Consider the following 17,152-nt stretch of genomic DNA (forward strand, 5'->3'; position numbering starts at 1 on the left):
GGGTCAGGCCGCTGCTCGTGCGGGCGGCTGGGCGCCGGCGGCGAGACCGTTGAACACGAAGGTATCCATGGCCAGCACGCCGTAAGTGACTTCGTCGGCGACCCGCTTCACCTCCGCCGGTGCCTGACCGGTTCCGGCATCGCGCGGACCGAGCGCGGCACCCAGCGCCACATAGAACGGCAGCAAGTGCTCGTCGGTCGGATGTGCGCGGCGCGCGTGCGGAGCCTGGGCGCGATAGTCGGCAATGCGGCTGGTGTCGCCGGTCGCCAGCGCCTCATCGAGCGCAGCGAGCATCCAGTTGCGGAACGCATCGACATACGGCTCGGTGGCCGGACCATGTTGGGCACGCCGGCCGCCGCCGAACACTTCCTGCAGGTTGTGCGTGAAGCTGCCCGAGGCAAGCACCAGCACACCCTCGTCACGTAGCGGCGCCAGCGCGCGGCCGATGTCGATCTGCGTCGCGGGCGACAGGTAGGGATTCAGCGCGAGCTGCACCACAGGAACGTCCGCATCCGGGAAGAAATGGCGCATCGGCATCCAGGCACCGTGGTCGAGCGGGCGCTCTTCGTCGAACCCGACAAAGCCGGCGCCCGGGACATGGGCCGCCTCGACCAGTTCCTTGACCCGCGCCGCAAGCTCGGGCGAGCCCGGCGCGTCATAGCGCAGCGCATAGAGCTCGCGCGGAAAGCCACCGAAGTCGTGCCACGCTTCCTGGCGCTCGCGCGTGCCGACCGCCAGCGTGCTGTAGATCCAGTGCGCCGACACTACGAGCACCGCGCGCGGCTTCTGCGCGCGCAGGCTGGCGCCAAGCGCGTCAAAAATGGCGCCGGTCGGGCCCGGGTCGATGGCCAGCATCGGCGAACCGTGCGAGATGTAGAGCGAGGGCAGCATGGCATCTCCTTCAAAGCATTTCGTGTCCTGAATGAAGTTTGACAAAGAAGTCGCCCCGCGGCGGACCGGATTTGCGGACACTTCGTGCAAAAAACTTGAATGGTGGGCAGGGCCGTCATCGTTAGGTGGCCCACACAGCGCATTGCTGCGCCCGCACTACGGTAGATGAAATGGCATACGATGCCTCTGGGAGCCTGTTCCGGCTCGCCGCGGTGCCATAGGCAAGCACCACGCGCTTCCCACAACGCATGGCCGCCGGCACGCGCCGGTGAGATGGAGACTTTCGTGGTACAGCGCTCCTCGCGCCGCCACAAGCGGCCCGCACCGATTCCTGCACACTGGTGGCGTGCTGGCGCCTACGCCAGCGCGCCTGCCGTGGCCCTGTGGATCGTCGCGCGAATGCCAGCCGCCCTCTTGACCATGATCTTCGGCACGCCCAGTGCAGCCTACTGGCTCAACCATGCTGGCGATACCGTGTTCGTGGCCGGCTGGCTGGCCAGCGCCGTGGTGCTTTGGATTGCGCGCCGGCACGCTGCGCGCCCGCCGGAAGCGGAACCAGACCCGGCACGGAACCCGCCTCGCCGCCATCACGTGGGATAGCGCGGGGCGCCGTGTGCAAGACTTACAACCGGTGATCTGAAAAGATTCGCGCGTGCGGCTGGCGCCTCTCCGGGCCACGGTATCCCTCGCTAGAATGCTTCACGGGTGCGGCGCACGGGGCTTGGCGCCGGGTTCGGAACCCTACGCGGCAACTCGAATGTGCGCATTTCAGCAATTTCGCAGGGCCGCGATGGCCTTGCCAGCCTGTCTGGTCATATCGGGTTCGCTCTGGCTCTTGCCGGGGCAGGTACACGCGCAGGCGCAGGGACAAAGGTTTCAAGTCATCGGTACGAACGTGCAGAAGCATGCCAACGGCGTGCTGACGCTGATGTCCTATTCGGTCGTACCGGACCTGGCCTCGAGTTCGCTGTCCATCAACAACGCGGCGACGGAGGACCCCGGCGTCTTCATGTGGCAACTCGGCGGCGGCTTCACCATCAGCAAGTCCTTCCCGCTTTACCTGGAAGGTGCGCTCGCCTACAGCCGCTACGACCCGACCTTCGTTGCCAGCGACGGCACCCAATCGCGCGCCTTGCCCGTCAGGTGGAACACGTTCTCCGGCACCGTCGGCATCGGCTGGGATTTCCCGCTCACCGAGAATAAGGAACTGGTGTTCCGGCCGATTTTCAACGCCTCGCTCGGCAATGTCTCCAGCGACCTCAGGATCGGTGAGGCCGTGATCGAGCGCAACACCGACCGCTCGATCGACTTCCTGGAACATGGCTCGCTCAACGCCTACGGCCTCGGCGGCTCCGTCATGCTCGACTGGGAGCATTACCGCGAGACGCACGAGATCGACCTCGAACTGCGCTACACCAATATCCACCTGCAGAGCTTCGGAGGCTCGTCCAGCGGCGTCACGGGCACGGCCACCGCGCAGACCGCCAACCTCTATGCGCGATGGCGAGCGCCGACCGGCATGCGTGCGCTGGACCGGCCCGTCCGCTATGTGCTCGAACTCTCGCATTCACACTACCTTGGCAGCCAGGCCGGGGTGCTCGGCTTCAACTACCTGACCACGCTGGGCACGGGGCTGGAACTCGACACCAGCGCCCACGAGGTCTTCGTCACGCGGATCCGCGCGGTGGTGCGGTATGTGTTCGGCAACAACGTTTCCGGGGTTTCGCTGGGACTCGCGGCCAGTTTCTGAAACGTTCGGGCATGTGATCCGCATGTCCGATTCCGGCCTTCCGCAAACCGCGCGCCCGGTGCATGATCACCGGCGGACGCCGGTGCCACGCAAGTATGGCCGGCCATCACCAACCCGGGCCATGGAAAGGCACGCATGACACGAAAACAGGAAGCCGCCGCCGAACGCGTGCGCTGCGGCTGGTGCGGCACGCTGGAAGACTATTGCCACTACCACGATAACGAATGGGGCTTTCCGGTCGACGACGACCGGCGCCTGTTCGAGAAACTCTGCCTCGAAGGCTTCCAGGCCGGCCTGAGCTGGCTGACCATCCTGCGCAAGCGCGAGGCCTTCCGCAAGGCGTTCGCGAACTTTGACATCGAGAAGGTCGCTCGCTTTGGCGAGCGCGACATCCAGCGCCTGCTGGCCGATGCCGGCATCGTGCGCCACCGCGGCAAGATCGAGGCGGCTATCAACAATGCGCAGCGCGCTGCCGAGTTGCTGGAAACGGAGTCGTCGCTGGCGGCCTACTTCTGGCGCTACGAGCCCGACCCGGCGAGCCGGCCCACGGTACTGACGCCCGAGGTACTGCGGACCATGGCGACGTCGGCGGAATCGGCGGCGCTGTCCAAGGACTTGAAGAAGCGCGGCTGGCGCTTCGTCGGACCGACCACGATGTACGCGCTGATGCAGGCGATGGGCCTCGTCAACGACCACCAGGACGGCTGCTGGACCCGGACCGAAGCACTGCGCGCGCGCAAGGCGTTCAAGGTGCCGCGCTAGGCGGCGCGCTCAAGGCAGGCAGAACGTCACCGACGGCACGTCGTCCACTGTCACACGCGCGGGCAGCGTGTACACGCGTTCCATGTTCTGCGGCGTCAGCACATCGACCGGCGTGCCGTGGGCAATCGTGCGCCCGTTCGACAGCAGCAGCAGGCGATCGCACCACCGCGCGGCCAGGTTGACGTCGTGGAGCACGACGAACACCGCCAAATCCTCTTCGCGGCTCAAGGCCCGGACAGCGTGCAGCAACAAGAGCTGGTGGCGCGGGTCCAGGCTGGAAATCGGTTCATCGAGAAACAGCATCCGATACTGGCCCGGCGAACGCGCGGCAAGCACCTGTACCAGCGCGCGCGCCATCAGCGCCGCCTCGTCATCGGGACTCAGCTCGGGAAACGGATAGGCGCCCATCGCGATCACTTCGCGCACGGACAGGTCGAAGCCGAGCGATGCCGACTGCGGCAGCACCGCTCGGCGGCGTGAAAGCGCAGCGGGTTTCCACTCGCGCAGCGGGCGCGTATCAAGCGTGACGGCGCCGCCGCTGGCCTCGAGCTCGCCGGCGAGCACCGCGAGCAGCGTGGTCTTGCCGGCGCCGTTGGCGCCCAGTACGCCGAGCACTTCGCCAGCATGAAGATCGAGATCAATGCCGTCGAGTACCCGGCGCGTGCCGCGATGGCAAGTCAGTCCGCGTGTAGAAAGCATCTCAACTCCCTCTGCGTGCCAGCATCCACAGCAGGAACGGCCCGCCGACGAGGCTCGTGACGATGCCGATCGGCAGTTCCGCGGGAATCACGACAACACGCGCGAGCCAGTCGGCCAGCGTCAGTGCGATGGCACCGCCCACCAGCGTATTCGGCAGCAGCCAGCGGTGATCGGCGCCGAGCGGCAGCCGGATCAGGTGCGGCACGACCAGCCCGACAAAGCCGCTGGTCCCCGTCACCGCGACCAGCGGCCCCACCAGCAGCGCGGTCAGCACGACCAGGCGGCGAGAGGTATACGGTCGTGGCACAACGGGCGGGATAGACATCAAGCGTTCGACAGCAACGATCCCTGATGTCTTTTCTTAAAACTGTTTACGTATACATAAATAGTAGTAGTAGGTAAACCTCGCCTTCGGCCGTGGATAACAACCTTTTTCCCTTTAGGATCAGCTGGTTGCAAGAAAGACAACCCGTGTGCGGGAGGGCGGTTGCACCTGAATATCCGGGAGCGGACGTATACGTCGGCGAAACAAGGTAAACGTTGTACGTATACGCCCCACAGTGCACCCCCAGGCGGATCACAGCCTTCCCATGCAGTTATCCCCAGGGCAGGGCGAAGATATCCACAGGCCCTCAGCTACGGGCTTCCTTTGGAGGGGCGTATACGGGATCGACGTGTGTCATCACGCTCAGCACGTGGTGGCGGTCCACCGTGCGTTGATGTGCTTCCGCTGCGATCGCGTGGCCTTCCGCCACGGTCAGGTTGGCGTTGATCTCGAGATGCACGTCGACCAGCACCTGGTCGCCCATCTTGCGCGTGCGCAGGTCGTGCACGCCGAGTACGCCCGGGGTTTCGAGCATGGTCTGCCGGATCGCGCCCACGGTCTCGGTGTCGGCGGCGCGGTCCATCAGGTCGTTGAGCGCATCCCAGCCAAACTTGCAGCCCATGCGCGACACCATCAGGCCCACTACGATTGCGGCGACCGGATCCAGCACGTGATAGCCAAGCAGGTTGCCGCCGACGCCAAACGCCACCACCAGCGAAGATGCGGCGTCCGAGCGCGCGTGCCACGCATTGGCCACCAGCATGCCGGAGCGCACGCGCTTGGCGACGGCCAGCATGTAGCGAAACAGCAGTTCCTTGGACAGCAACGCCACCACGGCAACCCACAGCGCGATCGGCTTGACCGCCTGCGCGCCCTGCGGATGCTGGATCTTGCCGACCGCCGCCCATAGCATGCCGACGCCCACCGCGAGCAGCAAGCAGCCGAGCAGCAGCGACGCGGCGGTTTCGTAACGGCGATGGCCGTACTGGTGATCGGCATCCGGGCCCTTGCGGCCGTGATGTCCGGCCAGCAGCACCACGAAGTCGGACAGGAGGTCCGACAGTGAATGCAGCGCGTCCGCCAGCAGCGCCTGCGAGCCTGCCCATAAACCCGCCACGGCCTGGGCCACGCTCAGGCCGATATTGACGGCGACACTGACCAGCGTGCTGCGCCGGCCAGCAAGGTAATCGGCGTGCGCGTCGGCGCCCGGGCCGGAAGGAATGTCCTGGATAGGCATCGTACTCAGCGCTCCACGGCGTCGACCAAATTGGCGCGCACGCGCTGCAGCAGTGCAATCAGTTGCTCTTGCTCCTGCGGCGTAAAGCCTCGCAGGGCCTCAGCGGCAATCTCGTCGCCGACGAGCCGCGCCTGCCCCAGCGCTTTGCGTGCCTTTGCGGTCATCTGCACCAGCCGTTCGCGGCGATCGTCCGGATTGAGGCGGCGTACGATCCACCCGCCCTCTTCCATACGGTCAAGCAACCGGCCAGCAGAGATCGGTGCCACCTCGAGGATGTCGGCCAGGCTGGCCTGATTGATCTCGCCATGGTGGCCGAGATAGGCGAGCGCACGGCACTGCGCGCGCGTGAGATCGAGCTTGGACTTCGCCAGGGCGTCGAACCGCTTGCCGCACAAGCGGCCAACGTCGGTCACCAGGAAGCCAAGGCGTTTTTCGGATTCCGATTCCATCGCGCGACTATAGCTGAAGAACTACGACAGTGAAGAGGTCGGCACACCGGGATGACGCGCCCTGTCACACCACCCCACCCGGCCATATAATAAGCACGCTTATCAATAAACGGCCCCCGCGCGCTTCATGTCCTCTCTAGCCAAGCCGGCCGGCGCCGACACGCCGCTGAACCGGCCCATGATCACTGTCTCGATCATGCTGGCAACGCTGATCCAGACGCTGGACAGCACCATTGCCAACGTCGCGCTGCCGCACATGCAGGGCACGCTCTCCGCATCGCAGGACGAGATCACGTGGGTGCTGACGTCCTACATCGTCGCCGCGGCCATCGCCACGCCACTGACGGGCTGGTTGTCCGACCGGCTCGGCGTGAAGCGGCTGTTGCTGATCGCCATCGGTGGCTTCACAGTGGCATCGGCCTTCTGCGGGCTGGCCGAGACGCTGCCGCAAATGGTCGCCGCGCGCCTGCTGCAAGGCATCTTCGGCGCATCGCTGGTGCCGCTGTCGCAGTCGATCCTGCTCGACATCAACCCGCCGTCGCGCCAGGGACAGGCCATGGCGGTGTGGGGCATGGGCGTGATGGTTGGTCCAATCCTCGGGCCGACACTGGGCGGATGGCTGACCGACAGCTACAACTGGCGCTGGGTGTTCTTCATCAACGTGCCGATCGGTGCGTTTGCCATGTTCGGTGTCATGTCGTTCCTGCCCGCCAGGGCGCCGCGAAGGGAGATCAAGTTCGATGCGTTCGGCTTTGCCACGCTGAGCCTGGCCATCGGTGCGCTGCAGGCCATGCTCGACCGCGGCGAGCAGCTCGACTGGTTCAGCTCGCTGGAAATCCGCATCGAAGCGCTGCTCGCGGTGATCAGCTTTGCCTATTTCATCGTGCACACGGCGACGGCAGGCGCGAAGTCGTTCTTCCGGTTCGAACTGCTGAAGGACCGCAACTTCGCCACGGGCACGTGTTTCATCTTCGTCATCGGGGCGGTCATGTACGCCACGCGTGCACTGCTGCCGCCGATGCTGCAAGGGCTGATGCAGTATCCCGTGGCGACCACTGGTCTTGTCACCGCGCCGAGCGGCGCCGGCACCATGGTGGCGATGCTGCTCGCCGGCCGTTTGCTGCGCCGCATCGATGCGCGGCTGCTGCTACTGTCGGGCTTCCTGATCTCGGCGTTCGCGCTGTGGCAGATGATGCACTACACCATCGTGCTGTCGATGTCCGATATCGTCTGGCCCGGCGTGATCCAGGGCTTCGGTCTGGGGCTCGTGTTTGTGCCACTGAGCGCGCTGACGTTCTCCACGCTGAGGCCGGATCTGCGCGCCGATGGCACCGCGACCTACAGCCTGGTGCGCAATATCGGCAGCAGCATCGGCATCTCGGTCATCCAGGCGCTGATGACACGCAACACGCAAGTCGCGCACGCCGACCTGGCCGCGCATGTCAGCGTCTACAACCCGAACCTGCAATCGATGATCGCAAACGGCTCGCGCACCGACCTGATGGCGCTGAACCATGCCATCACCCAGCAGGCGTCGATGATCGCCTACCTCAACGACTTCAAGGCGATGTTCATCGCCACGCTGCTGGTCGTACCGCTGATCCTGCTCGTGCGGCCTGTCAGGCAAGCGCCGACAGACCTGGCCCATGCTGCGATGGATTGACGATGGACCGAGAAGCGGCCGTTGTATGCGCGAGACGACACAGGTGTATGGAGACGTAACAGCACTGGCGAACTTGCTGTGACGTACTACGGTACAAATTGGGCGTCGCCAATGGCGTCCGAGGAGTCCGCATGGCTATCCGGTCGCTTGCTTCGCACAGCACATCTCAATTACGCCGCCTGATCGGCCAGATGCAGGCGGAGGTCGACGCGCTCGAACAACTCTCCGCGCCAGACCCCGATGCGCAAAGCCGGCTTGGCTATGCCACGGCAAGGTTGAGGGATGGGATCGAGGCGGTGGAAGATGCGTTGCAGTCATTGAGGGCGCTGCAACAGGTACGGCCTTCGGCGATGAAGGCGAGGCGGGGGCAGAAGGTAGCGTGAGGTGGAGCTCGGCGCCGAAACAGGAACGGGAAAACAAAAAGGGCTCGGCATTCATGCCGAGCCCTTTGTATTTGGTGGACCGAAGGAGGATCGAACTCCCGACCTCTGCATTGCGAACGCAGCGCTCTCCCAGCTGAGCTATCGGCCCGTCGCGGACGATTGTAGCCTACTTCCTTCGAGCGCTTCAATCCGTACCCGCGGGGTGAGGATCGCGCGCAACATCAGGGCGCCATGCCCGGGTTTCGCTCCATGCCGACCACGCGCGGCTGGTTCAGCGGGCGGGCGCTGACCTCCTTGTTGGCGCGCAGCCATTGGGCCATGACGTCCCAGATCGGTGCGCCGCCGGCTTGTTTCGCTTCCTCGGCCACAGGCGCCCAGCCGGCTACCTTGTAGGTTTTGCCGGCGTCCAAAGGCTGTCCGTTCAGGCGCATGTCACGGATGCGCTTGCCCATGCCGGCGTTCGGGTCGATGGTGTACTGCAGGCCGCCCACGCGCACCATGTCGCCGCCCTGCTGGTAGTACGGGTCCGGGTTGAACAGGTTGTCGGCTACGTCTTCCAGAATGGTCTTGATGGTCTCGCCGGTCATGTCCGTCACCGTGGTGTACGGATACGTGATGGCGGTCTGGTCCATCAGGTGTTCCATCGTGATGGCCTGGCCCGGCAGCAGCGTGGTGCCCCAGCGGAAGCCCGGCGAGAACGCGATCTGTGCGCCCTGCACTTCCATCAGGCCATCCAGGATCAGCTGATCGAAGGTGCCGTTGAAGTTGCCGCGCCGGTACAGCAGGCCGCGGTTGACGGCCAGGACCTCGCCAAGTTTCTGTTCGTACGGCGCGCGGACCTTGGTGATCAGCGCGTCCATGGCCGGATCGGCCGGAAGGTAGTTCGCGAACACCGGCAGCAGGCGGTAGCGGAAATCCGTCACCTTGCCGTTCTTCACGTCGAAGTCCAGCACGCCGAGGAACTTGCCGTTCGAGCCCGCATTGGTGACGAGCGTAGTACCGCCGGCATTATTCACCGGCACCGGCGCCGGCATGCCGTCATGGGTATGGCCGCCGAGGATCGCATCGAGCCCGCGCACGCGCGAGGCAAGCTTCAGGTCGACGTCCATGCCGTTGTGCGACAGCAGCACGACCACCTGCGCGCCCTTGGTGCGCGCATCGTCGATGACCTGCTGAAGGTTTTCTTCCTGGATGCCAAAGGTCCAGTCCGGCACGAAGTAGCGCGGATTGGCAATCGGCGTGTACGGGAAGGCCTGGCCGATGATGGCGACCGCGACACCGTTGATGTCGCGGATCACGTACGGGTCGAAAACCGGATCGCCGAAGTCGTTGGTCTTGATGTTCTGCGCGAGAAACGAAACCTTGTCCTTGAAGTCCTTCTCGACGATTTGCTTGACGCGGTCGGCGCCGAGCGTCATTTCCCAGTGCGGCGTCATGACGTTGACGCCGAGCGCGAGCGCCGCGTCGACCATGTCCTGGCCCTTGGTCCACAGCGCGGTGGCGGAGCCCTGCCACGTGTCGCCGCCGTCGAGCAGCAGCGCGCCAGGGCGGCTCGCCTTCATGCGCTTGACCAGCGTTGCCAGGTGCGCAAACCCGCCGACCTTGCCATAGCGCTGCGCAGCCTCGGTGAAGTCGAGGTATGTGAATGCGTGCGCCTGCGGCGTGCCGGGGCGGATGCCGTAATGGCGCAGCAGCGCGTCGCCGACGAGATGCGGTGGCTTGCCGGCATAGGCACCGATGCCAAGGTTGACGTTCGGTTCACGGAAGTACACCGGCCGCAGTTGTGCGTGGCAGTCGGTGAAGTGCAGCAGGTGGACATTGCCGAAGCGCGGCAGGTCATACATGGCCTCGGCGGATTTCGCCGCCTGGGCCGCGCTGGCGGGGAAGCTCATGCCGCTGGCGCCGGCAATGGCCAGCACCTGCAGGAACTCGCGTCGGTTCATGTCGTCGTCTCTTCCTGTGGAATCGGCGTGCCGGTGGGCGCCGTGCAGGGCATGCAAGGCGCTTCCGGCATCGGTTTCATGTTGGCCGCGCGCCGATAAACGTTGGCACACGCGGCAAGGCGTAATTCAGGGCTTGGCGTAGCGGTCGAGCGCCGCGACTTCGTCTTCGAGCATCTCGCCCACTTCCTTCTGCACCACGCGCCCGCGTGCATCGATCACGTACAGCTCCGGCAGGCCCTTGCGCGGGCTGATTGCCGTACGCAGTGCCGGCGAGTCCATGGTGACGGGGAAGGTGTAGCCGCGCTTGCGCAGGTACTCGGTTGCCTCGCGCGGATCCTTGTCGATGCTGATGGTCAGCACCTGCAGTCGCGTGCCGCGCGTGCGTTCGTAGAGCTTCTGCAGGCGCGGGTTCTGCATGGCGCAGAACGGGCACCACGACGCCCATACCTCGACGATCAACGGCTTGCCGGCAAGCGATGCAGCGGTCAGCGTGCGTCCGTCCAGCGTCTGCACATCGGGCAGGCGCACCGTGTCGCCCACCTCCAGCGCGCGGGCGCCGCCGGCACCGGCCATCAGGCCGAAAGCCAGCAGCCACGCGATGAGCGATGAACGGACGCGCAGCATGCCGTGCCCTTACTGGTTGACCGGCGAAGCCGGGTCCAGCAGCAGCGCCATCACGTCGCGAATCTGCGCTTCGGTCAGGATGCCCTTGTGGCCGAAGCGCGGCATATTCGAGCACGCCGCGTAGGCGCTGGAGTCCCAGATCTTGCCCCACGTGTACTTGACCACGTCATCGGAATTGCCGCGCAGCTTGCCGTACTGGTACAGCGACGGGCCGATATTGCCGAACGAGATCTCGGCCTTGGTCATCTGGTGGCACGCGTAGCAGTTGCCACCGTTGACGCCGCCGACCTGGTCGGAGAACTGCATGCCGCGGCCGTTCTGCGCGACCTTCTCGCCTTCCTTCCAGTCGCCGAGCCACTTGCCATCGGCGGGATACTTCACCTGCTTGATCTCGGCAGCTTCGATCTTCTTGGCCGTGGCAGCCGGCACCTTGCTGCGGTCCGGATACTGGCTGCAGGCTTGCTGCATGGCATCCTGGTTGAGCACGCCTTCGACGGTGGCCGGGCCCTTGGACGAGAACGAGCCTTCGATCAGGTGCTTCATGTCGGCGCTGCTCACGGCGGCGGCCTTGCCCTTTGCCGCCGGCTTGGCCTTGGCATTGTCCTGCGCGACGGCACCGGTGCTGGCGGCCAGCGCCAGGGCGGCCGCGAGCCACACGCTGTATTGCTTGGTGAATCGTTGCATGTTTGTCTCCCGTGCTCGTCAGCGCTTCATGGCGGGGCCATCGTAGGTGCCGCCGTTCGCGTTCCTGGCCAGGAACATGGTGAGGGCGGTGATCACGTCCGAGCCGTAAGCGGGCTCGGGAAAGCGCTGCTGGCGCAGGCAGTCGTACAGGCGGTGCTGCATGGTGCGTACCTCGCCCTGCGAGACACGGTAGGCCGGCCACGTGGTGTAGGCCGCCTGTGCGCCCTTCTCGGTCAGAAGGTTGGGCAGGTCCTGCAGGCGGATGCGCTGGCCATCCACGGCATGGCAAGTAGCGCACGCAAAGTCATAGGCGCCGCCGCGGTAGAAGAACATCTTCTGGCCGAGCGCGTAGGTGCGCTGCTCTTCCGGATGGCTCAGCTGGACGTTCATCTTCACGCCGCGCGATTCGGCCGTCAGGTACGAGGCCAGGCGCTCGATGTCCGACGGCTTGCCCGACGACGAGAAAGGGTTGGCCATCGCCTCTTCCTTGGTCAGACCCTGGAGCGTCACGCGGCAATAGGCCAGGCGCTGTTCGAGGTCCATGACCTTGCCCGTGTCCTTGAAGTAGCGCGGCAGTTCGGCGTAGGCGCCCTTGGTCACGCCCGGGCCCTTGCCCAGGTCGCACTGTTCGAGCGAGACGTTCTTCGGGCCGGCAGGCTTTTTCCACAGTTCTTCGCCGGCGGCTTCCCACAGTTCGGCGGGATTGCCTTCGGCCAGCATCTGACGGTACTTGGCGATTTCGTCGGCGGTGCTGCCCTGCGCGTGCACGGCGGCCGCCAGGGTCAGCGCGGTGGCGCCGGCTGCCGCCAGCGCGGCGCCCGAGGCCAGGCGTCGGATCTTGGTCATTGGGGGCTTCTCCTCCCGGCCGCTCGCGCGCCGGGTTGTTCTTCTGTCTCCGGGCCTTCCCTCGCCCGGGCCGTCCTCAAGGCTTGATGTAGGCGTAGCCTTCGTCAAACTGCAGGCGCGCGATTTCCACCACGCCGGCCGGTACGATCTTGCTTTCCATCAGCAGGCTCGACTCGGAAATCTTGCGTGCCGTCAGCGTATTGCGGCACACGCGGAACTCGACACCGGCCGAAGCCAGCGCGCCTACGGGGCCTTCAAAGGTGTTGCCGCGCGAATCCTTGGCGCCTTCCACCAGGAAATCCACGCCGTAGCCGAACGCGACCACAACGATCTTCGTACCCGGCGCGCCGTTCAGGTGGTTGCGCAGATTGCCCATCGCGCGCACCGCCTGGTCGATGCCTTCCGAAAGCTGGTACACCACCTTGACGCGGCCGCCCTTGCCAGCGGATGGGGCCGGCGCAGCTTGCGCCGACGCCTTTGCCGCCAGTCCGATGGCGGCCAGCGCCGCCGATGCCCGAATAAATGCTCGCCGCATGATTGTTCCCGAGGTCAGTTTCCGACCAGAACCATAGCAGACGACGGCCAGGCGCGCCGCGCGCGAATCAGGCGATGGTCGCTTCGTCGGTGCGCTTGTCGCCGCGGTTGTCGATCCAGGTCACGGTGACCTTGTCGCCCTTGGCGCCGCCCTTGAACTTGAAGTTCAGGAACGGGTCCTTCGACACTGCCGGCCCGAACTGGGCGCGGAACACTTCCTTGCCCTTGCACTGGGCACTGACGGTCTGGATATGCCACGCCGGAATGGTCTTGCCGGCGCTGTCCTTGCGCTGGCCGGTTTCCATGTCGTGCTTCATCAGAATCTTGACGTCGACCACGCCGCCGTTTTCGGTGGCGCGTACGCGCATCGGGTCTGCCATTGCTCTCTCCTGTTGCAGATGATCGTGGATTGGCGGGGCGCGGGGCTCAGCCGCCGCAGCCGCCCAAGGTGACCTTGATTTCCTTGGATGCCACGTACCACTTGCCGCCGGCCTTGACCGCGGCGTGCACCACGGAGGTCTGGCCCATCTTCACGCGCGTGGAGACGAACGGTTCGGTGCCTGCCGGGATCACGAAATCCGCGGCCAGCGTGTTGGGGTTCTTTTCGACCAGGATCGCGATCTGCTCGGTATCCGGGATCGTGCTGGTCACGGCCACCGGCACCACGGCGCCGTTTTCGGCGATGTCCGGGGCGTTGAAGGTGATGGCGGTGCTCTTTTCCGTGCCACTGCCGCCCAGGGCCTTGATCACATCGGCCACGCTCTTGCCGTCAAAAGCGGTCTTGTTCCACTCGGCTGCCTGCGCTTCGGTGATCAGGCCCGTTGCGGCCATCAGCGACAGGACAGCGGTGACCCGCAGTACTTCTCTTCGTTTCGAATTCATTGTGCTTTGCTCTCCGGCTACTCCGTTCCCAGTCGTGGTTGACCGCTTGGGGCGGTGCTTGCTGCATGCGGCCGGTGCTTTGCCGGCCGCTGTGCTCTGTACCCAGGTCCGCACGGCGGAGGCCGGCGAGCCTGTTGCATCGGTTTGTCTGCCCTTGCGGGCCTTGCTTACTTGGCCGGCGCGCCAGCCAGCACCCACTCGACGACCGTCTTGATGTCGGCGTCGCTCACGCCGGCATTGGCGGGCATCGGCACCGGGCCCCACACGCCGGAACCACCTTGCTTGACCTTCTTGGTCAGGGTCGCAAGGGCGTTCTTGTCGCCCTTGTACTTGGCGGCCACGTCCTTGTAGGCCGGGCCAACCAGCTTCTTGTCGACCTGGTGGCAACCCATGCAGGCGTTCTTGTTGGCGATCTCCTGTGCCTTGGCGGCATCGACCGCGTGGGCCGATGCGGCGGCGCCCAGCATCAGCGCTGCGATGACAAACTGCTTCATTATTAAGCTCCAAGCTTTTGAAAAGCCGTGGGGACGGCAAAGGCCACGTCACAACCGGACTGCGTTGCGACATAACACACTCTGGCCGCCGCCTGGGGGCACTCCAGCGGCCAGCCCGCTATTTTGCCTCAAGAATCCACCCTACCATCGCGCGGATGTCCGAATCCGGGATCTGTGGCTGCGGCGGCATCGGCACGCTGCCCCACGCGCCCTGCCCGCCGGCCTTGACCTTGCGCTCCAGCGCGGCGTGCGCGTCACCCTGGCCGCGGTATTTGCTCGCGATATCCGAAAATGACGGGCCGACCACTTTCCGGTCGAGCGCATGGCAGGCCATGCATTGGTACTGGCCGGTGAGCTTTGCGCCGGGTGCGACCGGCGCGGAAGCCACCGTCGCCGCGGTCGTCAGCGCTGCCACGCCGCGCGTCGGCCCAAACCCGCGTTGTTGCTGGGACAGGTCGCCATGCGCGTCGCGTGCGTACGCTGGCATCGCCGAGACAACCTTCACTGTCGCTTCGCAGTCCTTCATGCATGCCGTGTTGCGCGTGTCGGGCCGACCACGACCGGGCCACATGCCGTGGTTCGTGGTCATGCCGTTGCGGTTCGGCATCTTGCGCTGGACTTCGGCGATGTTGGCGTCCGACAGCGTGAAATCGGCCGGGACGATCTCCCCGAGGTTCAGCAGATACGCCGTGACGGCATAGACATCGTCGGCATTCAAGCTGCGCGGCGCATTCCACGGCATCGCCCGGTGGATGTAATCCCACAGCGTGCTGACCGTGCTCACCTTCATTAGCGTCGTGCGGTACGGCTGGTTGCCGGTCATTGCGGCGACGCGGCCGGTGCGGACATCGTCGGCCGTGGTGCCCCCCACGATCGGCGAGAACACCTCGTTCGATTCGCCGAAGTCGCCATGGCAGGACGCGCACTTGCCATCCCAGATCTTCTGGCCCTGCGACACCGTGCCGCTGCCCTTGGGCAGGCCCTGGAAGTCGGGGCGCACGTCGATGTCCCAGGCGGCGACTTCCGCTGCTGTGGCGGTGCGCCCCAGCGCCGCGCGTGCCGCGGTGGTGTCGGCCGTGCCAGCCCATGCCGCCGAGACCGCGCAACCGGCGGCAAGTGCCAGGACGCGTGCCATGTCAGCCCACATGGACATTGGACACCTCCCCGCCCTGCGCCACCTGCCAGCTCTGGATGGCGTTGTTGTGATAGATCGAGCGCGTGCCGCGCACCGCGCGAAGCTGCGCCATCTTCGGCTGCACGTAGCCGGTTTCGTCGATCGCGCGGCTCTGCAGGATGGCCGGGCCGCCGTCCCAGACCCAATCCAGGTTGAAGCGCGTCAGGCACTTGGACAGGACCGGCGTCTCCAGCCGCGCCGTGCGCCAGTTGCGGCCGCCGTCGGTCGAGACATCGACGCGGCGGATGCGCCCACGCCCGGACCAGGCGAGCCCGCTGATGTTGTAGAAGCCCTGGCCGACCATCTGCTGCCCGCCCGACGGCGAGGTGATGACCGACTTGCACTCCTGGATCGACGTGTACTGGCGCAGCTTGCCGTCCGGCATCATGTCGACGTAGTGGATGGTCTCGTCCTTCGCGTTCCACGGCTGGTCGCCAAGTTCCAGCCGGCGCAGCCACTTGACCCACGACACGCCCTGTACGCCCGGCACCACGAGACGCAACGGATAGCCGTTCTCGGGGCGCAGCATTTCGCCGTTCATGCCCCATGCGACGATGATCTCGTTGGCCAGCTCCATCGGGATCGTGCGGGTCATGCCTGAGCCATCGCCACCTTCGGCCAGCAGGTACTTGCCACGGCGGAAGTCTGCACCGGCATCGTCGAGCAACACCTTGAGCGGGACGCCCGTGAATTCGCAGCACGACAGCATGCCGTGCGTGTACTGCACGGTCGGCACCGCGACGTTGCCCCACTCCATGCCGGTATTGGCGCCGCACTCGATGAAGTGCATGCGCGACACCGAGGGCAGGCGCATCAGGTCATCCATCGTATAGACGCGCGGTGCCTTGACGAGCCCGTTGATCATCAGCCGATGGCGGGCCGGGTCGATGTCCTGCCAGCCCTGGTGGTGCCGCTCGAAATGCAGGCCATTGGGCGTGATGATGCCGAACAGGCCCTGCAGCGGCGCGAACGCGACCGAAGCGGCCGATACGCGCGTCAGACCCGGCGACTCGCGCCGCACCAGGTTCTTCTCATGAACGGAGGGCTGGCCGTACGGCCGCGCCGCCACTGGCTGGCCCAGCGACGTGGCCCAAGGCTGCGGCTCGAGGATGGCGGGATCGCCCTCGCCAGCCAGCGCACGCCGGCCCAGCGTTGCCGCAGCCACGCCGGCTGCGGCGCCAAGGAAGCTCTTGCGCAGGAAGTCGCGCCGCGGGCTGTCGAGGCCGTGCCGGGCGATGTCTTGCTGCAGCGATGCGCTGACGAAGTGCTCGGGCGCGGACACGATGCGCCCGCGCGGTGTGCGTTCCTGCAATGCCGTCTCCTCCGGCGCGTCAGCGGTGGCGGCGCGCCTGTTCTGATGCGGTTTGCAGGAAGAGCTAGGCTACTGCGCGGCCTTGCGCCGGCGGGCGGGGGACGGTGCAGGCTGGGTCATGAAGCGGTCGACCGCGTTGGAGGGCAAGGCATTGTCCTCCAGCCGGCTGGCCACCTGCACGCAGACCGTGCGGCACAGTTCCACCACGCTTTCGTCCGCAATGGCGTAGAACACGAGGTTCGCTTCCTTGCGGCGCGACAGCACGCCCGAGCGGTACATCGCGTTGAGATGCCGCGAAACATTGGTCTGGGACGAACCCACCGTCTCCACCACCGTGTTCACCGGCTTCTCGCCATCGCACAGGGCGTGCAAGATCTTCAGCCGCGTTGGCTCCGCCAGTAGGCTGAAATATCCCGACACCTTCTCGAACACGCGATCCAGCTCTTCCATGCCGTCCAATATATTCGTATATGCGTGATTGCGCATATAGTGTTTACCCA

General features: G+C 65.6%; 20 protein-coding genes, 1 tRNA gene and 1 pseudogene. 5 read left to right on the forward strand and 17 right to left on the reverse strand.

Annotated elements, in window-relative coordinates; translation table 11 throughout:
* Positions 1-3 precede the first annotated feature (3 nt).
* Entirely contained in the window at positions 4-891 is an 888-nt protein-coding gene (locus tag K2O51_RS29645; protein ID WP_011299368.1) for a DODA-type extradiol aromatic ring-opening family dioxygenase, read from the reverse strand.
* A 285-nt stretch (positions 892-1,176) separates the two neighbouring features.
* On the opposite strand from K2O51_RS29645, the gene K2O51_RS29650 reads away from it, so the two are divergent.
* From K2O51_RS29650 to K2O51_RS29660, 3 genes are all read left to right on the forward strand, one after another.
* On the forward strand, positions 1,177-1,491 hold the full coding sequence (locus tag K2O51_RS29650) for a hypothetical protein (RefSeq protein ID WP_140949197.1): 315 nt from the start codon (positions 1,177-1,179) through the stop codon (positions 1,489-1,491).
* A 190-nt stretch (positions 1,492-1,681) separates the two neighbouring features.
* The gene (locus tag K2O51_RS29655) at positions 1,682-2,641 is read left to right on the forward strand and encodes a hypothetical protein (RefSeq protein ID WP_011299370.1); all 960 of its coding nucleotides are present in this window, start codon (positions 1,682-1,684) and stop codon (positions 2,639-2,641) included.
* A gap of 135 nt (positions 2,642-2,776) precedes the next feature.
* A complete protein-coding gene (locus tag K2O51_RS29660; RefSeq protein ID WP_011299371.1) occupies positions 2,777-3,403 on the forward strand; it encodes a DNA-3-methyladenine glycosylase I in 627 nt (208 codons plus the stop codon).
* 9 nt (positions 3,404-3,412) lie between these two features.
* Here the strand turns inward: K2O51_RS29660 and K2O51_RS29665 are convergent, their stop codons facing one another.
* From K2O51_RS29665 to K2O51_RS29680, 4 genes and pseudogenes are all read right to left on the reverse strand, one after another.
* Entirely contained in the window at positions 3,413-4,102 is a 690-nt protein-coding gene (locus K2O51_RS29665; protein ID WP_220631109.1) for an ATP-binding cassette domain-containing protein, read from the reverse strand.
* Position 4,103: 1 nt separating this feature from the next.
* Positions 4,104-4,388, reverse strand: a pseudogene (locus tag K2O51_RS29670) (iron chelate uptake ABC transporter family permease subunit); the annotation flags it as partial.
* A gap of 346 nt (positions 4,389-4,734) precedes the next feature.
* Complete coding sequence (locus tag K2O51_RS29675) at positions 4,735-5,664, reverse strand: cation diffusion facilitator family transporter (RefSeq protein WP_011299373.1); 930 nt, start codon at positions 5,662-5,664, stop codon at positions 4,735-4,737.
* Positions 5,665-5,669: 5 nt separating this feature from the next.
* Positions 5,670-6,113, reverse strand: coding sequence for a MarR family winged helix-turn-helix transcriptional regulator (locus tag K2O51_RS29680; protein WP_011299374.1), 444 nt, complete (start codon positions 6,111-6,113; stop codon positions 5,670-5,672).
* Between the two features lie 127 nt (positions 6,114-6,240).
* Between K2O51_RS29680 and K2O51_RS29685 the strand changes: the two genes are divergently transcribed.
* Both K2O51_RS29685 and K2O51_RS29690 read left to right on the forward strand, forming a co-directional pair.
* On the forward strand, positions 6,241-7,776 hold the full coding sequence (locus tag K2O51_RS29685; protein ID WP_220631110.1) for a DHA2 family efflux MFS transporter permease subunit: 1,536 nt from the start codon (positions 6,241-6,243) through the stop codon (positions 7,774-7,776).
* A 131-nt stretch (positions 7,777-7,907) separates the two neighbouring features.
* A complete protein-coding gene (locus K2O51_RS29690; RefSeq protein WP_041679735.1) occupies positions 7,908-8,159 on the forward strand; it encodes a hypothetical protein in 252 nt (83 codons plus the stop codon).
* Positions 8,160-8,231: 72 nt separating this feature from the next.
* Here K2O51_RS29690 and K2O51_RS29695 read toward each other — a convergent pair.
* The 12 genes from K2O51_RS29695 to K2O51_RS29750 all read right to left on the reverse strand — a co-directional run bounded on the left by K2O51_RS29695 (position 8,232) and on the right by K2O51_RS29750 (position 17,138).
* A tRNA-Ala gene (locus tag K2O51_RS29695) sits at positions 8,232-8,307 on the reverse strand.
* Positions 8,308-8,380: 73 nt separating this feature from the next.
* Positions 8,381-10,102, reverse strand: a complete 1,722-nt coding sequence (soxB, locus tag K2O51_RS29700; protein WP_140949194.1) for a thiosulfohydrolase SoxB — start codon at positions 10,100-10,102, stop codon at positions 8,381-8,383.
* Positions 10,103-10,228: 126 nt separating this feature from the next.
* Complete coding sequence (locus K2O51_RS29705) at positions 10,229-10,726, reverse strand: TlpA family protein disulfide reductase (RefSeq protein ID WP_011299378.1); 498 nt, start codon at positions 10,724-10,726, stop codon at positions 10,229-10,231.
* 9 nt (positions 10,727-10,735) lie between these two features.
* Complete coding sequence (gene soxX / locus K2O51_RS29710; protein WP_011299379.1) at positions 10,736-11,410, reverse strand: sulfur oxidation c-type cytochrome SoxX; 675 nt, start codon at positions 11,408-11,410, stop codon at positions 10,736-10,738.
* An 18-nt stretch (positions 11,411-11,428) separates the two neighbouring features.
* Entirely contained in the window at positions 11,429-12,256 is an 828-nt protein-coding gene (gene soxA, locus K2O51_RS29715; RefSeq protein ID WP_011299380.1) for a sulfur oxidation c-type cytochrome SoxA, read from the reverse strand.
* Between the two features lie 76 nt (positions 12,257-12,332).
* Positions 12,333-12,791 carry a DsrE family protein gene (locus K2O51_RS29720; RefSeq protein ID WP_011299381.1) on the reverse strand — a complete coding sequence of 153 codons (459 nt, stop codon included), beginning with the start codon at positions 12,789-12,791 and terminating at the stop codon, positions 12,333-12,335.
* Between the two features lie 67 nt (positions 12,792-12,858).
* The gene (gene soxZ / locus K2O51_RS29725; RefSeq protein ID WP_011299382.1) at positions 12,859-13,170 is read right to left on the reverse strand and encodes a thiosulfate oxidation carrier complex protein SoxZ; all 312 of its coding nucleotides are present in this window, start codon (positions 13,168-13,170) and stop codon (positions 12,859-12,861) included.
* 46 nt (positions 13,171-13,216) lie between these two features.
* Positions 13,217-13,672, reverse strand: a complete 456-nt coding sequence (gene soxY / locus K2O51_RS29730; protein WP_011299383.1) for a thiosulfate oxidation carrier protein SoxY — start codon at positions 13,670-13,672, stop codon at positions 13,217-13,219.
* A gap of 167 nt (positions 13,673-13,839) precedes the next feature.
* Positions 13,840-14,166 (reverse strand): c-type cytochrome, encoded by a 327-nt coding sequence (locus K2O51_RS29735; protein WP_011299384.1) that lies wholly within the window; start codon positions 14,164-14,166, stop codon positions 13,840-13,842.
* Between the two features lie 118 nt (positions 14,167-14,284).
* Entirely contained in the window at positions 14,285-15,319 is a 1,035-nt protein-coding gene (locus K2O51_RS29740) for a c-type cytochrome (protein WP_011299385.1), read from the reverse strand.
* A complete protein-coding gene (soxC, locus tag K2O51_RS29745; RefSeq protein WP_220631111.1) occupies positions 15,303-16,652 on the reverse strand; it encodes a sulfite dehydrogenase in 1,350 nt (449 codons plus the stop codon). Before soxC ends, K2O51_RS29740 begins: the two co-directional genes overlap by 17 nt.
* Before the next feature lie 69 nt (positions 16,653-16,721).
* A complete protein-coding gene (locus K2O51_RS29750; protein ID WP_140949191.1) occupies positions 16,722-17,138 on the reverse strand; it encodes an ArsR/SmtB family transcription factor in 417 nt (138 codons plus the stop codon).
* Positions 17,139-17,152: the final 14 nt, after the last annotated feature.

The sequence above is a fragment of the Cupriavidus pinatubonensis genome (assembly GCF_019602855.1).
Lineage (GTDB): Bacteria > Pseudomonadota > Gammaproteobacteria > Burkholderiales > Burkholderiaceae > Cupriavidus > Cupriavidus pinatubonensis.